22 protein-coding genes are annotated in these 22,956 nt (G+C 70.2%); 15 read left to right on the top strand and 7 right to left on the bottom strand.

Features of this window, described 5'->3' with window-relative positions:
- Positions 1-93: 93 nt before the first annotated feature.
- Entirely contained in the window at positions 94-1,296 is a 1,203-nt protein-coding gene (locus tag BM028_RS05915) for a class I SAM-dependent methyltransferase (RefSeq protein WP_092385251.1), read from the bottom strand.
- Positions 1,297-1,459: 163 nt separating this feature from the next.
- Here BM028_RS05915 and groES point away from each other — a divergent pair, with 163 nt between their 5' ends.
- Both groES and rarD read left to right on the top strand, forming a co-directional pair.
- The gene (groES, locus tag BM028_RS05910; protein ID WP_017885484.1) at positions 1,460-1,756 is read left to right on the top strand and encodes a co-chaperone GroES; all 297 of its coding nucleotides are present in this window, start codon (positions 1,460-1,462) and stop codon (positions 1,754-1,756) included.
- Between the two features lie 133 nt (positions 1,757-1,889).
- The gene (gene rarD, locus BM028_RS05905) at positions 1,890-2,852 is read left to right on the top strand and encodes an EamA family transporter RarD (RefSeq protein WP_092385249.1); all 963 of its coding nucleotides are present in this window, start codon (positions 1,890-1,892) and stop codon (positions 2,850-2,852) included.
- Between the two features lie 210 nt (positions 2,853-3,062).
- On the opposite strand, the gene BM028_RS05900 is transcribed toward rarD, so the two are convergent.
- From BM028_RS05900 to guaB, 3 genes are all read right to left on the bottom strand, one after another.
- Positions 3,063-4,397 carry an ABC transporter substrate-binding protein gene (locus tag BM028_RS05900; protein WP_071294794.1) on the bottom strand — a complete coding sequence of 445 codons (1,335 nt, stop codon included), beginning with the start codon at positions 4,395-4,397 and terminating at the stop codon, positions 3,063-3,065.
- A 233-nt stretch (positions 4,398-4,630) separates the two neighbouring features.
- Complete coding sequence (locus BM028_RS05895; protein WP_092385247.1) at positions 4,631-5,014, bottom strand: VOC family protein; 384 nt, start codon at positions 5,012-5,014, stop codon at positions 4,631-4,633.
- Between the two features lie 78 nt (positions 5,015-5,092).
- On the bottom strand, positions 5,093-6,595 hold the full coding sequence (guaB, locus tag BM028_RS05890) for an IMP dehydrogenase (protein ID WP_070417711.1): 1,503 nt from the start codon (positions 6,593-6,595) through the stop codon (positions 5,093-5,095).
- A 355-nt stretch (positions 6,596-6,950) separates the two neighbouring features.
- Between guaB and BM028_RS05885 the strand changes: the two genes are divergently transcribed.
- From BM028_RS05885 to BM028_RS05860, 7 genes are all read left to right on the top strand, one after another.
- Positions 6,951-8,303: a branched-chain amino acid ABC transporter permease gene (locus BM028_RS05885; protein ID WP_092385245.1), complete on the top strand. Its 1,353-nt coding sequence runs from the start codon at positions 6,951-6,953 to the stop codon at positions 8,301-8,303.
- Between the two features lie 11 nt (positions 8,304-8,314).
- Complete coding sequence (locus BM028_RS05880) at positions 8,315-9,301, top strand: branched-chain amino acid ABC transporter permease (protein WP_070417713.1); 987 nt, start codon at positions 8,315-8,317, stop codon at positions 9,299-9,301.
- Positions 9,294-10,181 (top strand): ABC transporter ATP-binding protein, encoded by an 888-nt coding sequence (locus tag BM028_RS05875; RefSeq protein WP_092385243.1) that lies wholly within the window; start codon positions 9,294-9,296, stop codon positions 10,179-10,181. The genes BM028_RS05880 and BM028_RS05875 overlap by 8 nt, the downstream gene beginning before the upstream one ends.
- The gene (locus BM028_RS05870) at positions 10,178-10,999 is read left to right on the top strand and encodes an ABC transporter ATP-binding protein (protein ID WP_070417715.1); all 822 of its coding nucleotides are present in this window, start codon (positions 10,178-10,180) and stop codon (positions 10,997-10,999) included. Before BM028_RS05875 ends, BM028_RS05870 begins: the two co-directional genes overlap by 4 nt.
- Positions 11,000-11,186: 187 nt before the next feature.
- Positions 11,187-11,372 (top strand): hypothetical protein, encoded by a 186-nt coding sequence (locus BM028_RS18185; RefSeq protein WP_139199221.1) that lies wholly within the window; start codon positions 11,187-11,189, stop codon positions 11,370-11,372.
- A gap of 66 nt (positions 11,373-11,438) precedes the next feature.
- Positions 11,439-12,560, top strand: coding sequence for a GuaB3 family IMP dehydrogenase-related protein (locus tag BM028_RS05865; RefSeq protein ID WP_071294790.1), 1,122 nt, complete (start codon positions 11,439-11,441; stop codon positions 12,558-12,560).
- A 60-nt stretch (positions 12,561-12,620) separates the two neighbouring features.
- On the top strand, positions 12,621-14,510 hold the full coding sequence (locus tag BM028_RS05860; RefSeq protein WP_071294789.1) for a glycerol-3-phosphate dehydrogenase/oxidase: 1,890 nt from the start codon (positions 12,621-12,623) through the stop codon (positions 14,508-14,510).
- A gap of 54 nt (positions 14,511-14,564) precedes the next feature.
- On the opposite strand, the gene BM028_RS05855 is transcribed toward BM028_RS05860, so the two are convergent.
- A complete protein-coding gene (locus BM028_RS05855) occupies positions 14,565-15,077 on the bottom strand; it encodes a hypothetical protein (protein ID WP_092385241.1) in 513 nt (170 codons plus the stop codon).
- 99 nt (positions 15,078-15,176) lie between these two features.
- Between BM028_RS05855 and BM028_RS05850 the strand changes: the two genes are divergently transcribed.
- From BM028_RS05850 to guaA, 5 genes are read left to right on the top strand one after another with little or no spacing between them, the layout of a single operon-like run.
- On the top strand, positions 15,177-15,707 hold the full coding sequence (locus tag BM028_RS05850; RefSeq protein WP_022906983.1) for a cation:proton antiporter regulatory subunit: 531 nt from the start codon (positions 15,177-15,179) through the stop codon (positions 15,705-15,707).
- A gap of 3 nt (positions 15,708-15,710) precedes the next feature.
- Positions 15,711-17,153 carry a cation:proton antiporter gene (locus BM028_RS05845; RefSeq protein ID WP_092385239.1) on the top strand — a complete coding sequence of 481 codons (1,443 nt, stop codon included), beginning with the start codon at positions 15,711-15,713 and terminating at the stop codon, positions 17,151-17,153.
- A 5-nt stretch (positions 17,154-17,158) separates the two neighbouring features.
- Entirely contained in the window at positions 17,159-17,938 is a 780-nt protein-coding gene (locus tag BM028_RS05840; RefSeq protein WP_071294786.1) for an SURF1 family cytochrome oxidase biogenesis protein, read from the top strand.
- 10 nt (positions 17,939-17,948) lie between these two features.
- The gene (locus BM028_RS05835) at positions 17,949-18,395 is read left to right on the top strand and encodes a DUF3817 domain-containing protein (protein WP_070417720.1); all 447 of its coding nucleotides are present in this window, start codon (positions 17,949-17,951) and stop codon (positions 18,393-18,395) included.
- Entirely contained in the window at positions 18,392-19,984 is a 1,593-nt protein-coding gene (gene guaA / locus BM028_RS05830; protein WP_092385237.1) for a glutamine-hydrolyzing GMP synthase, read from the top strand. Before BM028_RS05835 ends, guaA begins: the two co-directional genes overlap by 4 nt.
- Before the next feature lie 309 nt (positions 19,985-20,293).
- On the opposite strand, the gene BM028_RS05825 is transcribed toward guaA, so the two are convergent.
- Both BM028_RS05825 and BM028_RS05820 read right to left on the bottom strand, forming a co-directional pair.
- Positions 20,294-21,157, bottom strand: coding sequence for a Bax inhibitor-1/YccA family protein (locus BM028_RS05825; protein ID WP_070417722.1), 864 nt, complete (start codon positions 21,155-21,157; stop codon positions 20,294-20,296).
- A gap of 209 nt (positions 21,158-21,366) precedes the next feature.
- On the bottom strand, positions 21,367-21,879 hold the full coding sequence (locus tag BM028_RS05820; protein ID WP_092385235.1) for a hypothetical protein: 513 nt from the start codon (positions 21,877-21,879) through the stop codon (positions 21,367-21,369).
- A gap of 59 nt (positions 21,880-21,938) precedes the next feature.
- On the opposite strand from BM028_RS05820, the gene BM028_RS05815 reads away from it, so the two are divergent.
- Entirely contained in the window at positions 21,939-22,949 is a 1,011-nt protein-coding gene (locus tag BM028_RS05815; RefSeq protein WP_071294783.1) for a glycerophosphodiester phosphodiesterase family protein, read from the top strand.
- The last annotated feature ends 7 nt before the right edge of the window (positions 22,950-22,956 follow it).

Here is a 22,956-nt window from a genome sequence, read left to right as displayed (position 1 = left end):
GTCACCCCGAACCACGGATCGCCGCGGTTCGGGGTGACTTTCGTTGTGCAGAGCGCGAGCGCGCCCGCGCCGCCCGCGCGCCCGCCCCGCGGCCTAGCCGGCCACGTCCCCCAGCCGCTCGCACAGGATCGCGGTGTGCCGTCCCTCCAGACGGGTGAGCACGAGCGTGACGCGCCCCCGTCCGCGCAAGCGCAACCGCTTCCGGAACTGCGCCGGGTCCACGTCGACCCCGCGCTTCTTGATCTCGACGGTCCCGATGTCGTCCGCCGCGAGCCGCGCGGCGAGCTGCTTCACGTCGAGCGGCATCGTGTCGAGCACCCGGAAGCCCTGCGCGAACGGTGTCGTGACGGCCCGGTCCGAGGTGACGTACGCGATGCCGTCGGAGAGCATCCGGCCGTCGAGCGACCGGGCGAGGTCGCCGATGAGCCGCGCACGGATGACCGCCCCGTCCGGCTCGTACAGGTACGCGCCGAGCGCGCCGACCTCGACGTCCGCGGCGTCGGCGTCGCCCGTGAGCTCAGCGATCCCGTGCGCCCCGATGACGGTCGCGGCACGGCGGACACCGGGACGGGCGAGGGGGCCGAACCAGAGGGCGAGCTCGACGACCTCGCGGTCCACGGAGGTCCACTGCGCCTCGGCCGTGTCCGGGATGAGGTCGCGGTCGACCCCCGGCCCGAGCTTCACACCCGTCGGGGTCGTCGTGGCGGCGGCGAACACGGTGTCGAGCGAGGGGGACCAGTCGTCCGGGTCGCCGAGGCGCTTCGTGTTCGCGTGGCCGGAGGTCCGGCGCGCCGGGTCCATCCAGACCCCGTCGACGCGGGACAGGTCGAACGAAGCGGCGTCGCCGAGCTCCACCCGGGCGGAGTCCCAGAGCGAGAGGTTGTGCGTCGCGACGGCCGCGGTGACCTCGTCACGGTCGACCGCGGTGACCTCGAGGTCGAGCGCCGCCATCGCCATCGCGTCCCCGCCGATGCCGCACCCGAGGTCGGCGACCCGGGTGAGCCCCGCGGCGGCGAAGCGTCCGGCGTGCTGCGCGGCGACCTGCAGACGGGTCGCCTGCTCGAGGCCGGCCTCGGTGAAGAGCATGCGGGAGGCGAAGTCGCCGAATTTCCCACGGGCCTTCTGCCGGAGCTTCGCCTGCGTCAGGACCGCCGCGACGAGGCCCGGATCGTGTCCTTCGGAGCGCAGTCGTGAGACGACCCGGACGATCTCACCACCGTCGGACACGGCCGGGGTACGGTCGAGCAGGGCCATCCCCTCGGGGGTCAGCAACTGGGCGAGATCGGCGGCTTCCACCCGACGATCCTCCCAGGTCGCCGAGAGCCCGGTCGGACGTTGGCACTCGGATTGACCGAGTGCCAACGACGCCCTAGAGTTGGGGCGGTTGGCACTCTCCTGTGCGTAGTGCCAACACGGTTTTCATCTGTACCGAGTCAGTACCGAGAAAGAAGAGGTCACCGTGGCCGTCAGCATCAAGCCGCTCGAGGATCGCATCGTCATCCGCCAGGTCGAGGCGGAGCAGACCACCGCTTCCGGTCTGGTCATCCCGGACACCGCGAAGGAGAAGCCCCAGGAGGGCGAGGTCGTCGCCGTGGGCCCGGGTCGTATCGACGACAACGGCAACCGCGTCCCGCTGGACGTCGCCGTGGGTGACAAGGTCATCTACTCGAAGTACGGCGGCACCGAGGTCAAGTACTCGGGCGAGGACCTCCTCGTCCTCTCGGCGCGCGATGTCCTCGCGGTCATCGTGCACTGAGTCCAGTACACATCGCGAACGCCCCGTTCGGCTCCGGCCGGGCGGGGCGTTCTCGCGTTCCGCGCCGGGGTCGGCGGGCCCAGGAGGCGCGGCTCGGCCCCGCACCGTCGGTGCCCGTTCCTAGGATGGTTCCGTGAGTGAACCGTCCCCGGCGCGCCCGGCCCGCAGCGAGGCATCCGTCGGCGTCGTGCAGGCGATCATCGCGTACGGGCTGTGGGGACTCATGCCGTTGCTCTTCGCGGCGATGGCCCCCGCCGGCGCGTTCGAGATCGTCGCCTGGCGGATCGTCTTCGGGCTGGTGTTCTGCGCGATCGCGATCGCCGTCACCCGCTCCTGGCTCCGGACCCGCACCCTGATGGCCCAGCGTCGGGTGATGCTCGTGATGGGCCTCGCGGCCGTGCTCATCCTGGTGAACTGGACCGTGTACGTCGCGGCGACGACCACGGGCCACACGGTCGAGGCGGCGCTCGGGTACTTCATCAACCCGCTCGTGACGATCGCGCTCGGTGTCGTGGTGCTCCGCGAACGCCTGCGTCCGCTGCAGTGGACCGCCGTCGGCATCAGCATCGTGGCCGTCGTCGTGATCGCGGTGGGCTACGGACAGATGCCGTGGATTTCCCTCGTGCTGGCGTTCTCGTTCGGCCTGTACGGGCTCGTGAAGAAGCGGGTCGGTGGCACGGTGGACGCCCTGAGCGGCCTGACGATCGAGACCGTGTGGCTGCTGCCGATCGCCGTGGTCGCCCTGGTGGTCCTCGGCACGACCGGCCTCGGCGGCGGGGTGACGTTCACGAGCGAGGGCTGGGTGCACGTCCTCGTGACGGTGCTGACCGGGCCCGCGACGGCCGTGCCACTGCTGCTGTTCGCGTCGTCCGCCCGTCGGGTGAGTCTGTCCACGCTCGGGCTGACGCAGTACCTCGCGCCGGTGATGCAGCTGCTCGTCGGGGTGGTCGTGCAGCACGAGCCGATGTCGGGTGCCCGGTGGTTCGGCTTCGGGATCGTCTGGCTCGCCCTGGTCATCCTGACGGCCGACTCGTTCCTGGCCGCTCGGGCATCGCGGCGCCGGGCGGTGGCGCCCACCGCGGCCGAGCCGGTCTGACCGGGCCGAGCCGCGCCTCCAGGGCCCGTGTCCTGTCCGCCTGCCGGCCCGCCCGCCGGGCCCCGAGTCTCGGCCCGGCGGACAGTTTCGCGCCGTGTCCGCCACGGAACTGTCCGCGCAGCCGAGTCTCGGCACGCCGTCGTCGCCGCCGCCGCACGCGACAGCGCCCCGCGGCCGGGCCGCGAGGCGCTGTCGATCTGGTGCTGCCGACTACTTCTTGACCGAGCCCTGGATCGCGCTCTGGTAGACGGGCTTGTTGTCGCCGTCGAACTTGTAGATGCCGATGTAGGCGCTCGACGGGTCGTTGTTGTCGTCGAACGGACCGATGCCCGACGGACCCGTGTAGTGGATGTCCTCACCCTTGTCGAGCAGGGCGACGCAGTCCTTGAACGTCGAGCACTCCGTGCCGCCGTCGGCACCGGACACCGCGGCCATGTTGGCCTGGATGGTGCCGGAGTCCGTGCCCTTGCCCTTCACCGCGGCCAGCGCGGCGAGGACGGTGGCGTCGTACGACTCAGCCGCGTACGAGTAGTCGGCGAGGTCCTTGCCCGACGACTTCTTGTAGTAGGCGGACAGCTGGGCCTTGAACTCGTCCTTCGGCGAGGCACCGGGGATGGTGCCCTGCGCGCCGGTCAGCGTGCCCTTGTCGAAGTCCTTCGAGTAGTCCGCGGTGTTGCCGTCGGACATGTAGATCTTCGACATGTCGGCGTCCTGCGACTTCAGCTCCGGGATGATCGACTTCGTCTCGTCGAAGGCCAGGACGACGATGGCGTCCGGCTTCGTGGCGAGCGCAGCGGTCACCTCGGAGGAGAAGGTCGTCTGGCCGGGCGGGAACTCCTGGCCCTTGCCCTTGCCGCCGTAGACGACGGATCCGCCCGAGTCCTCGATCGCCTTCTGCACGGTGTTGCGGAGGCCGGTGCCGTAGGTGTCGTTGAAGACGAGGAACGCGACCTTGGCGTTGCCGTCACCCGTGACGAGCTGGCCGAGCGCCGAACCCTGCACCGAGTCCGGCGGAGCGGTCCGGTAGTAGTACGACGAGTAGCCGGACAGGTCCGAGGCGGTGTTCGCGGGGGAGATCTCCACGATGCAGTTGCTCGTGAGCTGGTCGATGACGTTGAGCGTGACGCTGGAGGACTCGGCGCCGATCGCGACCGGGACCTTCGCGTTCACGAGCTTCGTCGCCGCGGAGCTCGACACCGTCATGTCGTTGCTGTCACCGGAGTCGGTGGCGGGGTCGATGGTGACGTCCTTGTCGAGCACACCGCCGGCCGCGTTGATGTCCTGCACCGCGAGTCCCACACCGGACTCCGCGGGCGGGTTCAGGTAGGCGAGCGAACCGGTGAGCGGGAGGATCGTGCCGATCTTCAGCGCGTCGGTGCCCGGGGTGTCGGGGGCCTTGCAGCTCGCGGCGGGGTCCTTCTTCGCGCCTCCCGACGCGGAGGAGGACGGTGAGGTGCCGCCGCTGGTGGTGGAACAGGCGGCGAGGAGGAGCGCCGCCGCTCCTGCCACTGCCAGTGCCGTGGTGGCACGGGTGGTTCTGATCATCCGTGGAGCCCTTTCTCTGCGCGGAACCTCAGGTCCCGCTGGGGATGTGAGAGAACGTAGGGTCACGGTGTTTCAGCCGCGTGACGGGGCGGTACGCAAAGTGTTTCGTTACCCAGCCGTGACGCGAGGTCTGCGGAAACCCGCGGGTCTCGAGCCGGGCGCCCGGGCGCGGTCGACCGGACCCGCGCAGTCCGGACAGGGACGCCGGCCGCCCGGGTGGGGGCTGGCCGGAGTCAGGCGTCGAGCTCGGCCTGGGACCGGAGGACGCAGAACTCGTTCCCCTCGGGATCGGCGAACACCACCCAGCCGCCGGTCGCCGTGCGTCGGTCGGCCAGTTCGAGCGCGCCGATGCCCCGCAGCCGGACGACTTCTTCGTCGCGGGTCCGGTCGGTCGGCCGCAGGTCGAAGTGGATGCGGTTCTTCACGGCCTTCGCTTCCGGCACCTCGATGAAGAGCACGTGGTGCGAGCCGTCGGGAGCGACGATCATGCACTCCTCGTGCCCGGGCGCGTTCGGGTCGTCGGCGACGTCGACGTAGCCGAGGACCTGCTTCCACCACTCTGCGAGCGTGTAGGCGTCACGGCAGTCGATCGAGGTGTGGGACACGGCGCTGACCATGCCGCGACCCTACTGCCGACCGACGACGAACGCCCCCGCTCCGTCCGGGAGCAGGGGCGTTCGAGGGTGCTGGTCGGGTCAGCGGCTGTAGTTCGGCGCCTCGACGACCATCTGCACGTCGTGCGGGTGCGACTCCTTGAGCCCGGCCGGGGTGATCCGGACGAACTTGCCGCGGGCCTTGAGCTCCGGGACGGTCCGGCCGCCGACGTAGAACATCGACTGCCGCAGGCCGCCGACGAGCTGGTAGACGACGTTCGCCACCGAGCCGCGGTACGGGACCTGGCCCTCGATGCCCTCCGGCACGAGCTTGTCGTCCGAGGGGACGTCGGCCTGGAAGTAGCGGTCCTTCGAGTACGAGGTCTTCTTGCCGCGGGTCTGCAGGGCGCCGAGGGAGCCCATCCCGCGGTAGGCCTTGAACTGCTTGCCGTTGACGAACACCAGGTCACCGGGCGACTCGTCGGTGCCGGCGAGGAGCGAGCCGAGCATCACGGTGTCGGCGCCGGCCACGAGGGCCTTCGCGATGTCGCCCGAGTACTGCAGCCCGCCGTCGGCGATGACCGGCACGCCGGCCTCACGCGCGGCGAGGGAGGCCTCGTACACGGCGGTGACCTGCGGGACGCCGACACCCGCGACGACGCGCGTCGTGCAGATCGATCCCGGGCCGACGCCGACCTTCACGGCGTCGACACCCGCGTCGATGAGCGCCTGGGCGCCCTCGCGCGTGGCGGCCTGCCCGCCGATGACGTCCACCGCGGCGAACGCCGGGTCAGCCTTGAGACGGCGGACCATGTCGAGCACGCCGGCGCTGTGGCCGTTGGCGGTGTCGACGACGAGGACGTCCACGCCGGCCTCGCGCAGCGCGGTCGCGCGCTCCCAGGCGTCGCCGAAGAAGCCGATCGCGGCGCCGACGCGCAGGCGTCCGGCGTCGTCCTTCGTGGCGTCCGGGTACTTCTCGCTCTTGTCGAAGTCCTTGACGGTGATGAGACCGCGGAGCTTGCCGTCCTCGTCGACGAGGGGGAGCTTCTCGATCTTGTGCTCGGCGAAGATCGCGACGGCGTCGTCCGGGTCGATGCCGACCGGGGCCGTGATGAGCGGGGCCTTCGTCATGACGTCGCGCACGAGCGTGGTCTGCTGCTCGAACGGCGCCACGAACCGCATGTCGCGGTTGGTGATGATGCCGACGAGGGTGCCGTCACCCTCGACCACCGGCAGGCCGGAGACGCGGAACTGTCCGCAGAGCGCGTCGACCTCGGCCACGGTGGCGTCCGGGCTGGTGGTCACCGGGTTGGTGATCATGCCCGACTCGCTGCGCTTGACCTTGTCGACCGCGGCCGCCTGGTCGGCGATCGACATGTTGCGGTGCAGGATCCCGATGCCGCCCTGTCGGGCCATGGCGATCGCCATGCGTGCCTCGGTCACGGTGTCCATCGCCGCGGAGAGCAGCGGGACGTTGACCGTGATGCGCTTGGTGAGCCGGGACGCGGTCGACGCCTCGCTCGGGATGACGTCGGTGTACCCCGGCAGGAGCATGACGTCGTCGTACGTGAGTCCGATGAATCCGAACGGATCCGGCTGGTCCATGGGTCCCCTTCGTGGGCGAGGTGAAGTGGTCGAGACACCGGGAACGCTGCGGCGGGTTCCGGATAGACCATGGTAACGCGCAGGCGCTCTTCCGCATTCCGCCCCGTGGACACCCGTGAGCAGCCAGGAGGCGCGGTGCGGCCCCGTCCCGGGACCTCCGTCCGTCCTTCCTCCACAACGTCACAGTTGCGGCACGAATCACACAGGGAACGTGATGGAAACACGGGTGTCACACAATCCCCCTAGCGTCCTCGTCATCCGAACGAGAGGCTCTTCCGTGGGATCCATCACTCCGCCGGGACCTGCACTGCTGCGCAGGTTCCGCCTCCGCCCTGGACGAAAGCGACCGGTCATCATGGCCGTCCTCGTGCTCGCGTTCATGGCGACCTTCCTGATCGACTGGGCGGTGACGCTGCCGGCGATCGGCGCCACCTCGGCCCCGACCGCGAGCGCATCCGCGTCCGCGAGCACCGCACCCGCCAGCACCCAGCCGTGCACGGTCAGCCCGACGAACGGCTGCATCCAGGGCACGATCACCGACTCGGACCGCGAACCGGTCCCGGGCGTCGACGTCGACGTCGCCGGGCCGGGTGGCTTCGCGCAGACCGCGACGACGTCCGACGCCGGGCGCTGGTCGGTGAGCGTGACCGAGGCGGGCAGCTACACCGTGAGCGTCGACCAGGACACGCTGCCCAAGGGCCAGTACCTGACGAACGCGGCGGACGCGAAGCGCACCGTGTCGGCGAGCCTCAACGCGAACGTCGGGCAGATCTTCCAGCTGTCCGACCAGCAGGGCGTCGTCACGAACGACGACGCGACGAGCGTCACGCCCCAGCGCGCCTGGCAGCAGTTCGCGTCCGGCATCCGGCTCGGGCTCCTCATCGCGCTGGCGTCGGTGGGCCTCTCGCTCATCTACGGCACGACCGGCCTGTCGAGCTTCTCGCACGGTGAGCAGGTCACCCTCGGCGGGTTGCTCGCCTACCTCTTCGCGAACCAGCTCGGGTGGAACATCTGGCTGACGGGGGTGGTGGTCACGCTGCTGTGCGCGGCGACCGGGTACCTGCAGGACGCCGGCATCTGGCGGCCGTTGCGGCGCAAGCGCATCAGCCTGACGCAGCTCATGATCGTGACGATCGGGTTGTCGATCGCCGCGCAGTACGCGTTCCAGTACTTCTTCGGCGCCTCGACCGTCCGCATCCAGCAGGGCAACCCCGAGACGGTCCGGTTCGCCGGGGTCACGCTCACGGTGCAGTCGTACGTGGCGATGGGCATCGCGCTCGTCGTCCTCGTCGCGACCGGTCTGTTCCTCGCGAAGACGCGCTTCGGCCGTGCGACCCGCGCGGTGTCGGACAACCCGGCACTGGCCAGCGCGTCCGGCATCGACGTCGACCGGGTCATCCGGTTCGTGTGGACGCTCGCCGCCGGCCTCGCGGGGCTCTCCGGCGTGATGCTCGGCCTCGTGCTCAACGGCGTGAACTGGCAGACCGGCCTGCAGCTGCTGCTGCTCATGTTCGCCTCGGTCACGCTCGGTGGCCTCGGGACCGCCTACGGCGCACTCGTCGGCTCGATGATCATCGGCGTCGTCGTGGAGCTCACGAACCTCGTGCTGCCCGGTGACTTCAAGTACGCCACCGCCCTCGTGATCCTCATCCTCATCCTGCTGTTCCGGCCGCAGGGCATCTTCGGCCGCGCCGAGCGGATCGGCTAAGGAGCGCCGCCATGGACTACATCCTCAACCTGCTGTCCTCCCTCACGCAGGAAGCACTCGCCCCGACCACGGCGGCGTTCGCGCTCGCCGCGATCGGCCTCAACGTCCACTTCGGACTCACCGGACTGGTCAACATGGGCCAGGCGGCGTTCCTGCTGCTCGGCGCCTACGGCTTCGCGATCTCGATCACCAACGGACTGCCGTTCGTGATGGCCGTCCTGGTCGCGTTGCTCGTGTCGATCGTGTTCGCGATCATCCTCGGCATCCCGACCCTGCGGCTGCGCGGCGACTACCTGGCGATCGTGACGATCTCCGGCGCCGAGATCATCCGCATGGTGGGACGGTCGAGCCTGCTCACCACGACGACCGGCGGCTCGAACGGCATCACCGGGTCGAGCTACCGCGACCCGTTCAACGCGCTCAGCCCGCTCCCCGACGGCACCACCACGATCCTGTGGTTCACGTACTCGAACAACGGCGTCAACGGCTGGTGGATCCGGATCGCGGCGTGGGGGCTCGTCGCCCTGTTCACGCTCGTGCTGTTCCTGCTCATGCGGAGCCCCTGGGGCCGTGTCGTGAAGGCCATCCGCGAGGACGAGGACGCCGTCCGCTCCCTCGGCAAGAACGTCTACTCGTACAAGATGCAGGCGCTCGTGTTCGGCGGTGCGCTCGGGGCCCTGGCCGGGATCATCTACGTCCTGCCGAGTTCGGTGCAACCGGACGCGATGGGTCGCTCGATGACGTTCTTCATCTGGACGGCGCTCATCCTCGGCGGTGCGGCGACGGTGTTCGGACCGGTGCTCGGCGCCGTGCTCTTCTTCGTCGTCCGACTCGCGATCCGCACCCTCGCCGGTGACTTCATCCCGAACTCGATCATGAACGCGCAGCAGGCCGAGCAGTTCTCCTACGTGCTCGTCGGCGTCGCGCTCATGCTCCTCATCGTGTTCCGTCCACAGGGCCTCCTGGGCAACAAGAAGGAGTTGACGTTCAGTGTCTGAGCCGTACGCCCACCCCAAGAACGACCCGATCCTGGTCGTCGACGACGTCACCCGTCGCTTCGGCGGCATGACCGCGGTCGACGTCGACCACCTCGAGGTCCAGCGGGGATCCATCACCGCCCTCATCGGCCCGAACGGCGCCGGCAAGACGACGTTCTTCAACCTGCTCACCGGGTTCGACAAGCCGAGCCCCGGCGCGACGACCCGGTTCGACGGCAACACCCTGCAGAAGACCAGCGCCACCCACATCGCGAACAAGGGCATGGTCCGCACGTTCCAGCTCACGAAGGCGCTCAGCCGCCTCACCGTGATGCAGAACATGCTCCTCGGCGCCCGCGACCAGCCCGGCGAGAACTTCTTCGTCGGCCTCGTCCCGGCGCTCTGGCGGAAGCGGGAGCGCGAGATCACGGCGAAGGCCGAGGACCTCCTCGCCCGCTTCAAGCTCGACACGAAGGCCGACGACTACGCGGGCTCGCTGTCCGGCGGGCAGCGCAAGCTCCTCGAGATGGCTCGGGCGCTCATGTCCGACCCGACGATGATCATGCTCGACGAGCCGATGGCCGGCGTGAACCCGGCGCTGACCCAGTCGCTGCTCGGGCACATTCAGTCCCTGCGCGACGACGGCATGACCGTGCTCTTCGTCGAGCACGACATGCACATGGTCCGCCACATCTCGGACTGGGTCGTCGTGATGGCCGAGGGCAAGGTCGTCGCCGAGGGCCCGGCCGACACGGTGATGGACGACCGTGCGGTCATCGACGCGTACCTCGGTGCGCACCACGACACCGACCTCGGTGACGACTCGCTCCTCAACGAGGAGACCTACGAGGAACTCGCCGAGGAAGTAGCGGAAGAAGACGAGCAGGAGGCGACCCGATGACCGACGCAAGCGAGCCCACGAACGCGAGCAGCGCCTCCAGTCCGTCGCCGGCGACCGCCGCTCCGGCGGCCACGCTGGAACGCGAGCCCGTGCTCAGCGCGAAGAACCTCGTCGCCGGCTACCTGCCGGGGGTGAACATCCTGAACGGCTGCGACCTCGACTGCTACCCGGGCGAGCTCATCGGGATCATCGGGCCGAACGGTGCCGGCAAGTCGACGCTCCTCAAGGCCCTGTTCGGCCTCGTGTCCATCCGCGAGGGCTCGGTCACCCTGCAGGGCGAGGACATCACCAACCTCAAGGCGAACAAGCTCGTGCAGGCCGGCGTGGGCTTCGTCCCGCAGACGAACAACGTCTTCCCCTCGCTCTCGATCGAGGAGAACCTGCAGATGGGGCTGTACCTGCGGCCCCGGAAGTTCGCCGAGCGGCTCGAGGTCATCTACGACCTGTTCCCCGTCCTCGGCCAGCGGAAGGGCCAGCGTGCCGGATCGCTGTCCGGCGGTGAGCGGCAGTCGGTCGCGATGGCCCGGGCGCTCATGATGGACCCGAAGGTGCTGCTGCTCGACGAACCCTCCGCGGGGCTGTCGCCCGTGCGCCAGGACGAGACGTTCATCCGCACACGTCGGATCAACAAGGCCGGTGTGTCGATCGTCATGGTGGAGCAGAACGCGCGACGCTGTCTGCAGATCTGCGATCGTGGGTACGTGCTCGACCAGGGGAAGAACGCGTACTCGGGCACCGGGAAGGAGCTCGCCGACGACCCGAAGGTCATCGAGCTGTACCTGGGGACGCTCGCCAAGGACGTCGACTCCGCGCGCTGAGCGAGCGGTGTCGACCGTGGGTGCCGCTGTGGGGGCGGTACCCGCACCGAGTGGGGTCGTGCGTGGACGCTCAGCGCCGCACGGCCCCGCTCCTCATGCGGACCGGTGCGCGGCCCACGTCGCCGGGACGGCGCGTCGTCGGCCAGGAGGCGCGACCCGCCCCCGCCGGGTCGCTATCGTCGGTCGCGTGCGGACTCCCGGCCCCCTCGTGCTCGACGCCCTCGTGTGGCTGGTGTTCGCCGTGCTCTTCGTCGGGGCGGCGCTGCTCGTGAAGGTCGCCGCGGCGCTGGTCGGCGTGCTGGTGGTGCTCGCGCTGCTGCTCGGGCTCGTCCTGCGGACGCTCCGCAGGCGCCGCGCACGCCGGACGCGCTGACGTCCGCCGCGCGCCCTGCCCGTCGCGCCCGTGTCACCCGGGGGACACGACCGCTAGGCTTGCCGGGTGAGTGAAGTCGAGATCGGTGCTGGCAAGCGCGGACGTCGGGCGTACGCGTTCGACGACATCGCGGTGGTCCCCTCGCGGCGCACGCGTGACCCGCGTGACGTGAGCGTGCAGTGGTCGATCGACGCGTTCACGTTCGAGTCGCCGATCCTCTCGGCCCCGATGGACTCCGTCGCCTCGCCCGCGACGGTCATCCAGATGGGCCGGCTCGGCATGCTCGGCGTCCTCGACCTCGAGGGCCTCTGGACCCGCTACGAGGACCCGACGCCCTACTTCGACGAGATCAAGGCGCTCACCGACGGCAACGTCACGAAGCGCATGCAGGAGATCTACTCCGAGCCGGTCAAGGCCGAGCTGATCACCGCGCGCCTGGCCGAGATCCGCGCCGCCGGTGTCCCGGTCGCCGGGTCGCTCAGCCCCCAGCGCACGCAGGAGTTCTCGCAGACCGTCGTCGACGCCGGTGTCGACCTCTTCGTCATCCGCGGCACGACGGTCTCGGCCGAGCACGTCTCGCAGAACACCGAGCCGCTCAACCTCAAGAAGTTCATCTACGAGCTCGACGTCCCGGTGATCGTGGGCGGCGCCTCGACCTACACGGCGGCCCTGCACCTCATGCGCACCGGTGCCGCTGGTGTGCTCGTCGGCTTCGGTGGCGGCGCGGCATCGACCACGCGGGCCGCCCTCGGCATCCACGCCCCGATGGCCACGGCGGTCGCGGACATCGCGGGCGCTCGCCGTGACTACATGGACGAGTCCGGCGGCCGCTACGTGCACGTCATCGCCGACGGCGGGCTCGACACCGCCGGCGACGTCGTCAAGGCCATCGCGATGGGCGCCGACGCCGTGATGCTCGGCACCGCACTGGCCCGCGCGACCGAGGCCCCCGGCGGCGGGTTCCACTGGGGCGCCGAGGCGCACCACCCTGAGCTGCCGCGCGGCCGCCGGGTCGAGGTCGGCACGATCGCCCCGCTCGAGAACGTCCTGAACGGCCCCACCCCGACGTGGGACGGCCGCGCGAACATCGTCGGCGCCCTGCGTCGATCGATGGCCACGACCGGATACTCCGACGTCAAGGAGTTCCAGCGAGTAGAAGTGGTCGTGGCGCCGTACCACCGGAACTGACGGTGGCACCCGCACTCCGGCGCGGGTGACGCCCGGCGTCACCGTGACACGGAGGCGACGATGGCGAAGACCAGCACGAGCACGTCCAGCGCGACCCGGCCCGCCCGGCCCGAGACCGCCGCCCCGGGGGTGGGGTTCGACCCGTCGGCGAAGCTCGGCCCCGACGAACGCGCGGCCGCCATCGAGACCCTGAAGACCAAGGAGCTCGACGTCCTGGTCGTCGGCGGTGGCATCGTCGGTGGCGGCAGCGCACTCGACGCCGTCACCCGTGGCCTCAGCGTCGGCATCGTCGAGGCCCGCGACTGGGGCTCGGGGACCTCGAGCCGCTCGTCGAAGCTCGTCCACGGCGGCATCCGCTACCTCGAGCAGCTGAACTTCGCGCTCGTCCGCGAGGCACTGATCGAACGCGGCCTCCTGCTGCAGCGCATCGCCCCGCACCTCGTGAAGCCCGTCCGCTTCCTCTACCCGCTCAACCACCGCGTGTGGGAGCGCTTCTACATCGGCATCGGCATGGCGATGTACGACGTCTTCAGCTGGTCCGGTGGTCGGCCGCCGGGGGTCCCGCACCACCGGCACCTCAGCCGGAGCCAGGTCCTCAAGAACATGCCCGGCCTCAAGAAGGACGCCTTCGTCGGCGGCATGACGTACTACGACGCCCAGGTCGACGACGCCCGGTACGTCGCGTCGCTCGTGCGCACGGCGGCGTCGTACGGCGCCTCCGCCGCGAGCCGCGTGCGCATCGAGGGCTTCATCAAGGTCGGCGAGCGGGTCGTGGGGGCGCACGCGCACGACATCCAGACGGGCGAGAAGTTCGACATCCGGGCCAAGCAGGTCGTCAACGCGACGGGCGTCTGGACGGACGACACCCAGGCGATGGTCGGGACCCGTGGGCAGTTCAAGGTGCGGGCGTCGAAGGGCGTGCACCTGGTCATCCCACGCGACCGCTTCCAGTCGAACACGGGCATGATCCTCCGCACCGAGAAGAGCGTGCTCTTCGTGATCCCGTGGGGCCGGCACTGGCTGGTCGGCACGACGGACACCGACTGGTACCTCGACAAGGCGCACCCGGCGGCGACCGCGGCGGACATCGACTACATCCTCGAGCACGTCAACAAGGTCCTCGCGGTCCCGCTCACGCGTGAGGACGTCGAGGGCGTGTACGCCGGACTCCGGCCGCTGCTCGCGGGGGAGTCCGACCAGACGTCGAAGCTCAGCCGCGAGCACGTCGTCGCGCACACGGTCCCCGGGCTCGTGGTCGTCGCCGGCGGCAAGTGGACCACGTACCGCGTGATGGGCAAGGACGCCATCGACGAGGCCGTCGCGGCGATGGACGGGAAGATCCCGGGCTCGACCACCGAGGACATCCCGCTGCTCGGTGCCGAGGGCTACCCGGCCGCCTGGAACCGTCGCGGCCGCACCGCGCGGAGCTTCGGCGTGCACAAGGTCCGCATCGAGCACCTGCTGAACCGCTACGGCACGCTCGCGACCGAGGTGCTCCGGCTCGTGAAGCAGGACCCGTCCCTCGCCGAGCCGCTCCCCGGTGCCGACGACTACATCGGCGCCGAGGTCGTCTACGCGGCCTCGCACGAGGGCGCCCTGCACCTCGAGGACGTCCTCGCCCGCCGCACCCGCATCTCGATCGAGGCGTGGGACCGCGGTGAGTCGGCGGCCCCCGTCGCCGCGAAGCTCATGGCGGACGTGCTCGGCTGGGACCAGGAGACCACCGAGAACGAGGTCTCGAACTACCTCAAGCGCGTCGCCGCGGAACGCGAGTCGCAGCTGCAGCCCGACGACGCCTCGGCGGACCGCGTGCGGCTCGAGGCGCCGGACATCGCGTTCGGCTTCGACGAGGACGACGTGGTGGTCGGCGGTGGCCGGTCGAGCGGCGCGGAGGGCGCCAAGGCGTCCGACGAGCAGGTGGTCGGCGAGAAGACGAGCGAGCCCGAGTAGGACGCGCCCCGTGCCTCCTGGCTCTCGACTGCCTGGAGGCGCGGGTCGGCTCCGTCAGGCAGCGCGCGACCGGTGCGTGGTCCGGCGAGCACTGATCGCCTGGCCGACCACGAGGACGAACGGGATCGCGGCCAGCGCGATCGCGCTGGTGACGAGGAGGACACCGGCCCAGGCGGTGTGCGCTCCACCGCCGACGCCGTACGCGTCGGCGACGTCCATGCCGAGCCAGAAGCCGCTCCACCAGGTCATCGGACCGCCGAGCGCGACCACCCCGAGCAGGACCGCGGCCGTGACGTACGGCCGTGCGCGGGTGACGACGAGCGAGGTGGCGAGGCCGATCGCCAGGGCGACGCCGACGACGGCGATCCCGACGACGACGGCGATGTCGGTGCCGACCGCGAAGCCCTGGCGCTCCAGGTGCCCGTGGACCTCGCCGAGCGAGGCGCCCGGCACGGCCGCGAGTGGATCGAGCACGAGTGCCTGGACGGCGAGCAGTGCGGCGTAGAGTGCCACCACCGCGATCCCGGTGCCGGCCACCAGCCGGTTGGTCCTGTCCTGCTCGTCCACAGCGTTCCCCCTGTCGTCCCCGTCCACCGGACTGTAGCGGAACGGAATGGACGGACCATCGCGGTGGTTATCATCGGGGTACTCGAAAAGGGAGCCATCATGGTCGACGTCCATCGCGTCAAACTCCCCGGAGTCGGCGTGCTGCACAGCTTCTACACCGACGACGGTGGCAAGTGCGGTGTCATCACGCACCGGTCGGGTCACTCCGACCTCATCTCCTTCGCCGACGTCTCGGACGGCGCCGACAAGTCGGAGAAGGTGTCGCTGCGCCTCAGTGAGGACGAGGCGCACACGCTCGCCGAACTCCTCGGCGGCACGCGCATCACCGAGGGTCTCGACAAGCTCGACGAGATCCCGGGCCTCAGCATCGACTGGTTCTCGGTCGACTACGACGACGCCATCGCCGGCAAGCCCCTCGGCGACCTGCATGACTCGGGCTTCATCGGCCTGACCGTCGTGGCGGTCGTCCGTGGTGACAGCGCCAACCCGGCCCCGTCGTCCGACTTCGTCGTGTTCCCGGGCGACACCATCGTCGTCGCCGGTGCACCCGAGAAGGTCGCGAAGGCGTTCTCGTTCTACCGCAGCGGAGAGCTTGCGGCCGCTGCGGCCGAGGCCCCGCCGAGGAGCTAGCCCGTGCACCTGGGTGGTGAGCTCCTCACCATCGGCATCCTCTTCATCATCGCCTACGTCCTCGGACGACTCGGCAAGACGATCGGACTGCCCGCGATCCCGATCTACATGGTCGTGGGGCTCATCGCGAGTCCCCACACCCCGTGGATCGGGCTGAACGTCGAGTCGCACACGATCGAGCTGATCGCGACGTTCGGGCTCATCCTGCTGCTGTTCAACCTCGGGTTGGAGTTCGACCAGGAAGAGTTCTACGGCAACGCCGGCAAGCTCCTGGTGTCCGGTGGCACGTACGTCGCCATCAACATGGGCGTCGGGTTCGCCTTCGGGTTCTCGCTCGGGTGGGGCACCCGCGAAGCCCTCATCATCGCCGGCATGACGGCGACCTCGTCGAGCGCGATCGTGACGAAGCTCCTCATCGAGCTCCGTCGCCTGGCGAACGACGAGACCCCGATGATCCTCGGCGTCACCGTGATCGAGGACGTCTTCATCGCGATCTACCTCGCGATCGTCTCGGTGGTCCTCTCCGGCGACACGAACGTGTGGGGTGTCGTCGGCAAGCTCGCGCTCGCGTTCGGGTTCCTCATCGTGATGTTCACGCTGGCCCGGTTCGCCGGCAAGTGGGTGTCCCGGATCTTCGCGACCCGTGACGACGAGCTGTTCACCGTGCTGTTCTTCGGCCTCGCGGTCATGTTCGGCGGCATCGGCGACCTGCTCGGTGTCACGGACGCGATCGGGGCGTTCGTGATCGGCCTGCTCTGCGGCGCCACGCGCTACCGCGACCGCATCGAGCAGCTCGCCCTGCCGATGCGCGACGTGTTCGCGGCGTTCTTCTTCGTGAACTTCGGCCTCGGGCTCGACCTGTCGACCTTCGGCGAGGTGCTCTGGCCGGTGCTCGGTGCGATCGGCATGACCGTCGCGCTGAACGCCATCGCGGGACAGCTCGTCGCGCGCATGAACGGCTTCAATGTCCAGCAGGGGATCAACACCGCCGTCATCCTGGTGAACCGCGGCGAGTTCGCGCTGATCCTCGCGACGCTCTCGGCCGCTGCAGGGCTCGAAGCCCGCATCACCGCCTTCGCGGGCCTGTACGTCCTCGTCATGGCGATCCTCGGGCCGTTGCTCGCGGTCAATTCGGACCGCATCGGTCGGCTCGTGATCCGCCCGGCCCGTCTGGCACGCCTGCGGACCCGTCTCGGCGGCCGTCGAGCGGTCGCAGCGGCTGCCGCGGCCGAGGCGGCAGAGGCCGAGTCGGACGCCGCCGCTGCCGCTCGTCGGGCGGAGCGCGACCGCCAGTTCGCCGAGGAGTTCGCCCTGGTGGAGGCCGCTGGCAGCCAAGAGCGGGAGAATGAGTCTCCGGAGACGGTGTCCGAGCCCCGGACGTCGTCGGTCGAGACCCCCGCCGAGCGCCCCGAGCGCCCGGTCCGCCAGCGCGATCCGGAGTACTGATACAGATGTGGGCCGTAGCCCGACGACCGAGGTGGATCGCGCTGCTGTTGCTGGCGCTCGTGCTCGCGGCGGTGTTCGCCGGGCTGGGCAAGTGGCAGCTCGAGCGGAGCATCGCCAACGGCACACCCCTCCCCGCGACGACCGAGAACCGGAAGAGCCTCGACGCCGTGACCGGGCCGATGCAGCCCGCGACCGAGAAGATGGCCGGGCAGAAGGTGACGGTCACGGGGACGTTCGTCGCCGGTGACACCACCGTCCTGACCGGCCGGACCGGTGGCGGGACGTACCAGACCGTCGGACACCTGGTGGACGACACGAGCGGGGCGAGCCTCCCGGTGGTGATCGGATGGTCCGACCAGCGGTCCGCCGCCGTCGCCGGTGGTGACCGTCTGGCGGACGGCACGCGGCTCACGGTCGAGGGGCGCTACTACCCGGCCGAATCGCCCGACCAGGACACCTACGACAAGGGCGAGTACTCGGCGGTCGCGCCGGCCCGGTTCGTGAACACGTGGAAGGCGTTCGACGACCGGATGTACCTCGGGTACGTCGTCGCCGACGGCACCACGGCGAAGGCGGCCGACCTCGGCACCATCGCCGACCGGGCGCCCTCGCGCGAGGTCCAGTTCGACTGGCTCAACCTGTTCTACGCGATCGAGTGGGTCGTGTTCGCCGGGTTCGCCGTCTTCCTCTGGTACCGGTTCGTGAAGGACGCCTGGGAGCGTGAGGAAGAAGAGCGGCGTGAGGCCGCACTCAGCGTCGACGGTGCCCTCGTCGACCGACGGTAGGATGGCCGATATGGCTCTGACCGTCCGTACCCGCGACATCCCGAAGATCCCGGGCGCGGTGAAGTGGTACCGCGTCTCGGCGTACATCACCGGCGTGCTGCTGCTCGCCCTGGTGGTCGAGATGGTCATCAAGTACACGCCGCTGCACCTCGAGATGCAGCTCGGCGGCGGTGCGTTCTTCGTGCCGGAGGGCACGGCGGGCAAGGAGCCCGGCACCTTCAACCTGTCGATCGGCATCCTCATCGCCCACGGCTGGCTGTACGTGCTCTACCTCTTCACCGACTTCCGTCTGTGGAGCATCATGCGCTGGAAGCCGATCCGCTTCCTGCTCATCGCCCTCGGGGGCATCATCCCGTTCATGTCGTTCGTGGTCGAGCACCGCATGCAGAAGATCGCCATGGACACCTACCACGAGCTGACCGCTGCCCAGCAGCGTGAGAAGGAGGCCGCTCGGTGAGCGAGACCGAACAGCGTCCCGTCCTCGTCGTCGACTTCGGTGCCCAGTACGCGCAGCTCATCGCGCGTCGGGTCCGTGAAGCGAACGTCTACAGCGAGATCGTCCCGCACTCGATCACGGCGGACGAGGTCCGTGCGAAGGACCCCGCGGCCATCGTGCTGTCCGGCGGCCCGTCGTCCGTGTACGAGACCGGAGCGCCCGCGCTCGACGGCGACATCCTCGACCTCGGCGTCCCCGTGCTCGGCATCTGCTACGGCTTCCAGGCCATGGCGACCGCGCTCGGTGGCGAGGTGGCGAACACCGGGCTGCGCGAGTACGGCGCGACCGACGTCACGCTCTCGCCCGGCACGAGCACGCTCCTCGGCGATCAGCCGGAGTCCCAGGTGACCTGGATGTCGCACGGCGACTCCGTGGCGAAGGCACCCGAGGGCTTCGAGGTCCTCGCGTCCAGCGCCTCGACCCCCGTCGCCGCGTTCGCCTCCGACGAGCGCAAGCTCTACGGCGTGCAGTGGCACCCCGAGGTCAAGCACTCGGTGTACGGCCAGGCCGTGCTCGAGAACTTCCTGCACCGTGCCGCCGGGCTCCCCGGCGACTGGAACTCCGCGAACGTGATCGAGGAGCAGGTCGAACGCATCCGCGCTCAGGTCGGTTCCGCCCGGGTCATCGCCGGACTCTCCGGCGGCGTCGACTCCGCCGTCGCCGCGGCGCTCGTGCACAAGGCCGTCGGCGACCAGCTCACGTGCGTCTTCGTCGACCACGGGCTCCTCCGCGCCGACGAGCGCAAGCAGGTGGAAGAGGACTACGTCGCCTCCACCGGTGTGCGGCTCATCACGATCGACGCCGAGCAGCAGTTCCTCGACGCCCTCGCCGGCGTGAGCGACCCGGAGCAGAAGCGCAAGATCATCGGGCGCGAGTTCATCCGCACCTTCGAGGCCGCGGCCGAGGCCCTCGTGCTCGAGGCCCGCGCCGAGTCGGCCGAGGGATCGGACGCCGGCGAGGTCAAGTTCCTCGTGCAGGGCACGCTCTACCCGGACGTCGTCGAGTCCGGCGGTGGCTCGGGTACGGCGAACATCAAGTCGCACCACAACGTCGGCGGTCTCCCCGACGACATGACGTTCGAGCTCGTCGAGCCGCTCCGCACCCTGTTCAAGGACGAGGTCCGCGCGGTCGGTCGCGAGCTCGGTCTGCCCGAGGTCATCGTCGGTCGCCAGCCGTTCCCCGGTCCGGGCCTCGGCATCCGCATCGTCGGCGAGGTCACGAAGGACCGCCTCGAGCTGCTCCGCGCGGCCGACAAGATCGCCCGCGAAGAGCTCACCGCGGCCGGCCTGGACGAGGAGATCTGGCAGTGCCCGGTCGTCCTGCTCGCCGATGTCCGTTCCGTGGGCGTCCAGGGCGACGGTCGCACGTACGGCCACCCCATCGTGCTCCGTCCGGTCTCGTCGGAAGACGCCATGACCGCCGACTGGACGCGCCTGCCGTACGACACCCTCGCGAAGATCTCGAACCGCATCACGAACGAGGTGCCCGACGTGAACCGGGTCGTGCTCGACGTCACGTCGAAGCCGCCGGGGACGATCGAGTGGGAGTAGTCCTCCCGCGCTGACGGCCCGGCACGCGTCCTGCGTGCCGGGCCGTCCTGCGTCCGGGGGCCCTGCTCGCGAACGGGCCGTTTCCGTCCCGCTCGGCGCCACCGACCGACGCGTTCCGCCCGCTCGGCGCACCACCCGCGGCGTGTCCTGCCCGCTCGGTGACGACGCTCGGCGACGACGATCGGCGACGACGCTCGGCGACCACACCAGGCGGCCGAGCGGGGCCAGGACCGGGAGCAGGATCGGAAGGCCCGGGAACGACGAAGGGCCCCGGCGTGTTCGCCGGGGCCCTTCGGGTCGTGCCGAGTACTAGTTGCGCTGGCTGCTCGCGACGATGGCGAGGATGCGCAGGATCTCGAGGTACAGCCACACGATCGTGACGATGAGCCCGAACGCCGCCGTCCACGCGTAGATCCGGGGAGCGCCACGACGGACGCCGGTCTGGATCTGGTCGAAGTCGAGGATCAGCGAGTACGCCGCCATGACCACGACGAGGATGCCGATGATCACGCCGAGCGGGATGCCGAAGATCTCGAACCCGAGGGCACCGAACGCGGTCTGCGTCACGCCGGTCCACATGAGGACCAGGTTGATGAGCGAGAACACCAGGTACCCGACCATCGCGACGAGGAAGAAGCGCGTGGCCTTCGGCGTCGCGCGGACCTTGCCGGAGGCGAACAGCGCGAGCGTCACGGCGAAGACACCGAGCGTGCCGAACACGGCCTGCACGACGATGCCGCCGAACGCGTTCTGGTAGTAGTGCGAGATGCCACCGACGAACAGTCCCTGGGCGAAGGAGTACGCCAGGACGAGCCCGGGCGACGGCTTCTTCTTGAACATGTTGACGAGCGCCAGCACGAACCCGGCGACGGCGCCGATGATCCAGACGATCATCGGTGCGTTCCAGCCGGCCACGGCACCCACGACGAGCACGCCGAACGCGAGCAGCGTCTTGACGATGGTGTCCTCGTACGACATGCGGTCCGTGTCGACCGTGCTCGCCGCCGGGCGGTCGTACATGTACTGCAGCTGCTCGGGGGTCATCCCGCCCTGTGCCTGCTGCGGGGTCTGTCCCCAGCCGGCCTGCTGCTGACCAGCGCCGCGCCCACCCCAGGTGTTGGGCCCCTGGTTGTTGAAGGCGGGGGACTGGTCGAAACCGGGCTTGAAGGCCATGGTGTCCTCTTCCTTGGAGATTCGAGTCCTCTCAGCCTAGGTGGGCTCGGTCGCGGAAGGCTGAGGATTCGCGGCGAGCGGAAGCGGCCCCGTGGGGACCCGACGAGCGCAGCCTACGGTCGTGCGCTGCGTGCGCGCCCCGAACCGGCCCGGAGCCCGCCGACCGCTCACGGCGAGGGTCGGGGTGGACCGGCACCGCGCCTCCTGGATCAGCAGTGCGCGCGCAGCGAGACCTCGGTACCGGTCGTCTCCGACCACAGCCGCGCGCCCTGCGTGTACGCGACCCGCACCGGACCCACCGTGCCGCCGTCGCGCGCATCGCGGCGGACGTGCACGACGAGGTCGGCGGCATCGCCCGCGGCGACCGACGCGCCGAGCGCCGGTTCCGGCTCGCCCCAGCGTGCGGGGACCGGCCACTCGTCCGTCCCGTACCGGAGCGGGTCCGACGCACCGTTCGGGTACCGGACCACGAACGCGTCGACGATGCGCACGCCGTCCCCCGGGCCGGACACCGCGCTGACGACGATCGGGTCGCCCGTCGGGTGGTCGAGCATCGCGATGCCGACGGTGGCGTCCGTGCGACCCTCCGTGCAGACCTCGCCCCCGCCCTCGGCGAGGTGCAGGGGCGCCGATCCGGAGGCCGGCACGACCCACGCCGCGACGCCGACCAGCACCGTCGCCGCGGCGACGCTGCTCCGCTTCCACCCCCGGGCGAGCCCCATGCCGTGAACCTACCGGCCCCGGGACGCCGCGCGCCGGATGTGGCCGTAGTGTCGGGGCCATGACCCTGGTGATCGCCCACCGCGGCGCGTCCGGCTACCGTCCCGAGCACTCGCGGAGCGCCTACGAGCTCGCGATCGAACTCGGTGCCGACGCGATCGAGCCGGACCTCGTGCCCACGAAGGACGGCGTGCTGGTGCTGCGGCACGAGAACGAGGTCTCCGGCACGACCGACGTCGCAGACCACCCCGAGTTCCGGCACCTGCGCACGACGAAGACGGTCGACGGGCAGAAGACGACGGGCTGGTTCACCGAGGACTTCACGTGGGCCGAGCTGCGGACGCTGCGGACCCGCGAGCGCCTCCCCGCCCTGCGACCGGGGTCGGCGGAGCACGACGGCGAGGAGCCGGTCCTCCGCCTCGAGGACCTGCTCGCGATCCTCGACGCGGCTCCACGGCCGGTCGGACTCGTCGCGGAGGTCAAGCACGCCGACTTCTTCGACCGCGCCGGCTTCCCGATGGGGCAGCTCCTCGACGGGGTCCTCGCCGAGACCGGGTGGCGCGGGGACGAGCGCCTCACCGTCGAGAGCTTCGAGAAGGGCGTGCTGCGGGACCTCCGGGAGCGCGGGACCGGCGGGCGGCTCGTCTACCTCCAGGAGGCGCGGGGCAGCGCGGCGGACGAGGTCGCGTCCCACGGGTCGTTGGCTCCCACGTACGCGGCCGAGCGGTCCGACGACGCGCTCACGGCGTTCGCGACGGAGTTCCACGGCATCAGCGTCGACCTGGGGACGCTGATGGCCGGGGTGGACAGCGTCGCGCTCGAGGATCCGGCACCCGTGCGGAGCGCCGTCGTCGACCGCGCGCACGAAGCCGGGCTCGCCGTGTACACGTGGACGCTGCGGCCGGAGAACCGGTTCCTGCCGGCGCCGTTGCGTCGCGGCGGCGAGGTCGCGGCGTTCGGCGACTGGGAGCGGTGGTTCACCTCGGTCGTCCGCACCGGCGTCGACGGGGTCTTCGCCGACCACACCGACCTGGCCGTGCTCGCCCGCTCGGCTGTCGGAGGCCCGGCCTAGACTGTCC

It is taken from the genome of Curtobacterium sp. YR515, from assembly GCF_900113095.1.
Classification (GTDB): domain Bacteria; phylum Actinomycetota; class Actinomycetes; order Actinomycetales; family Microbacteriaceae; genus Curtobacterium.
Note: the sequence above shows the minus strand (reverse complement) of the source record. Positions and strands in the feature narration are given on the sequence as shown.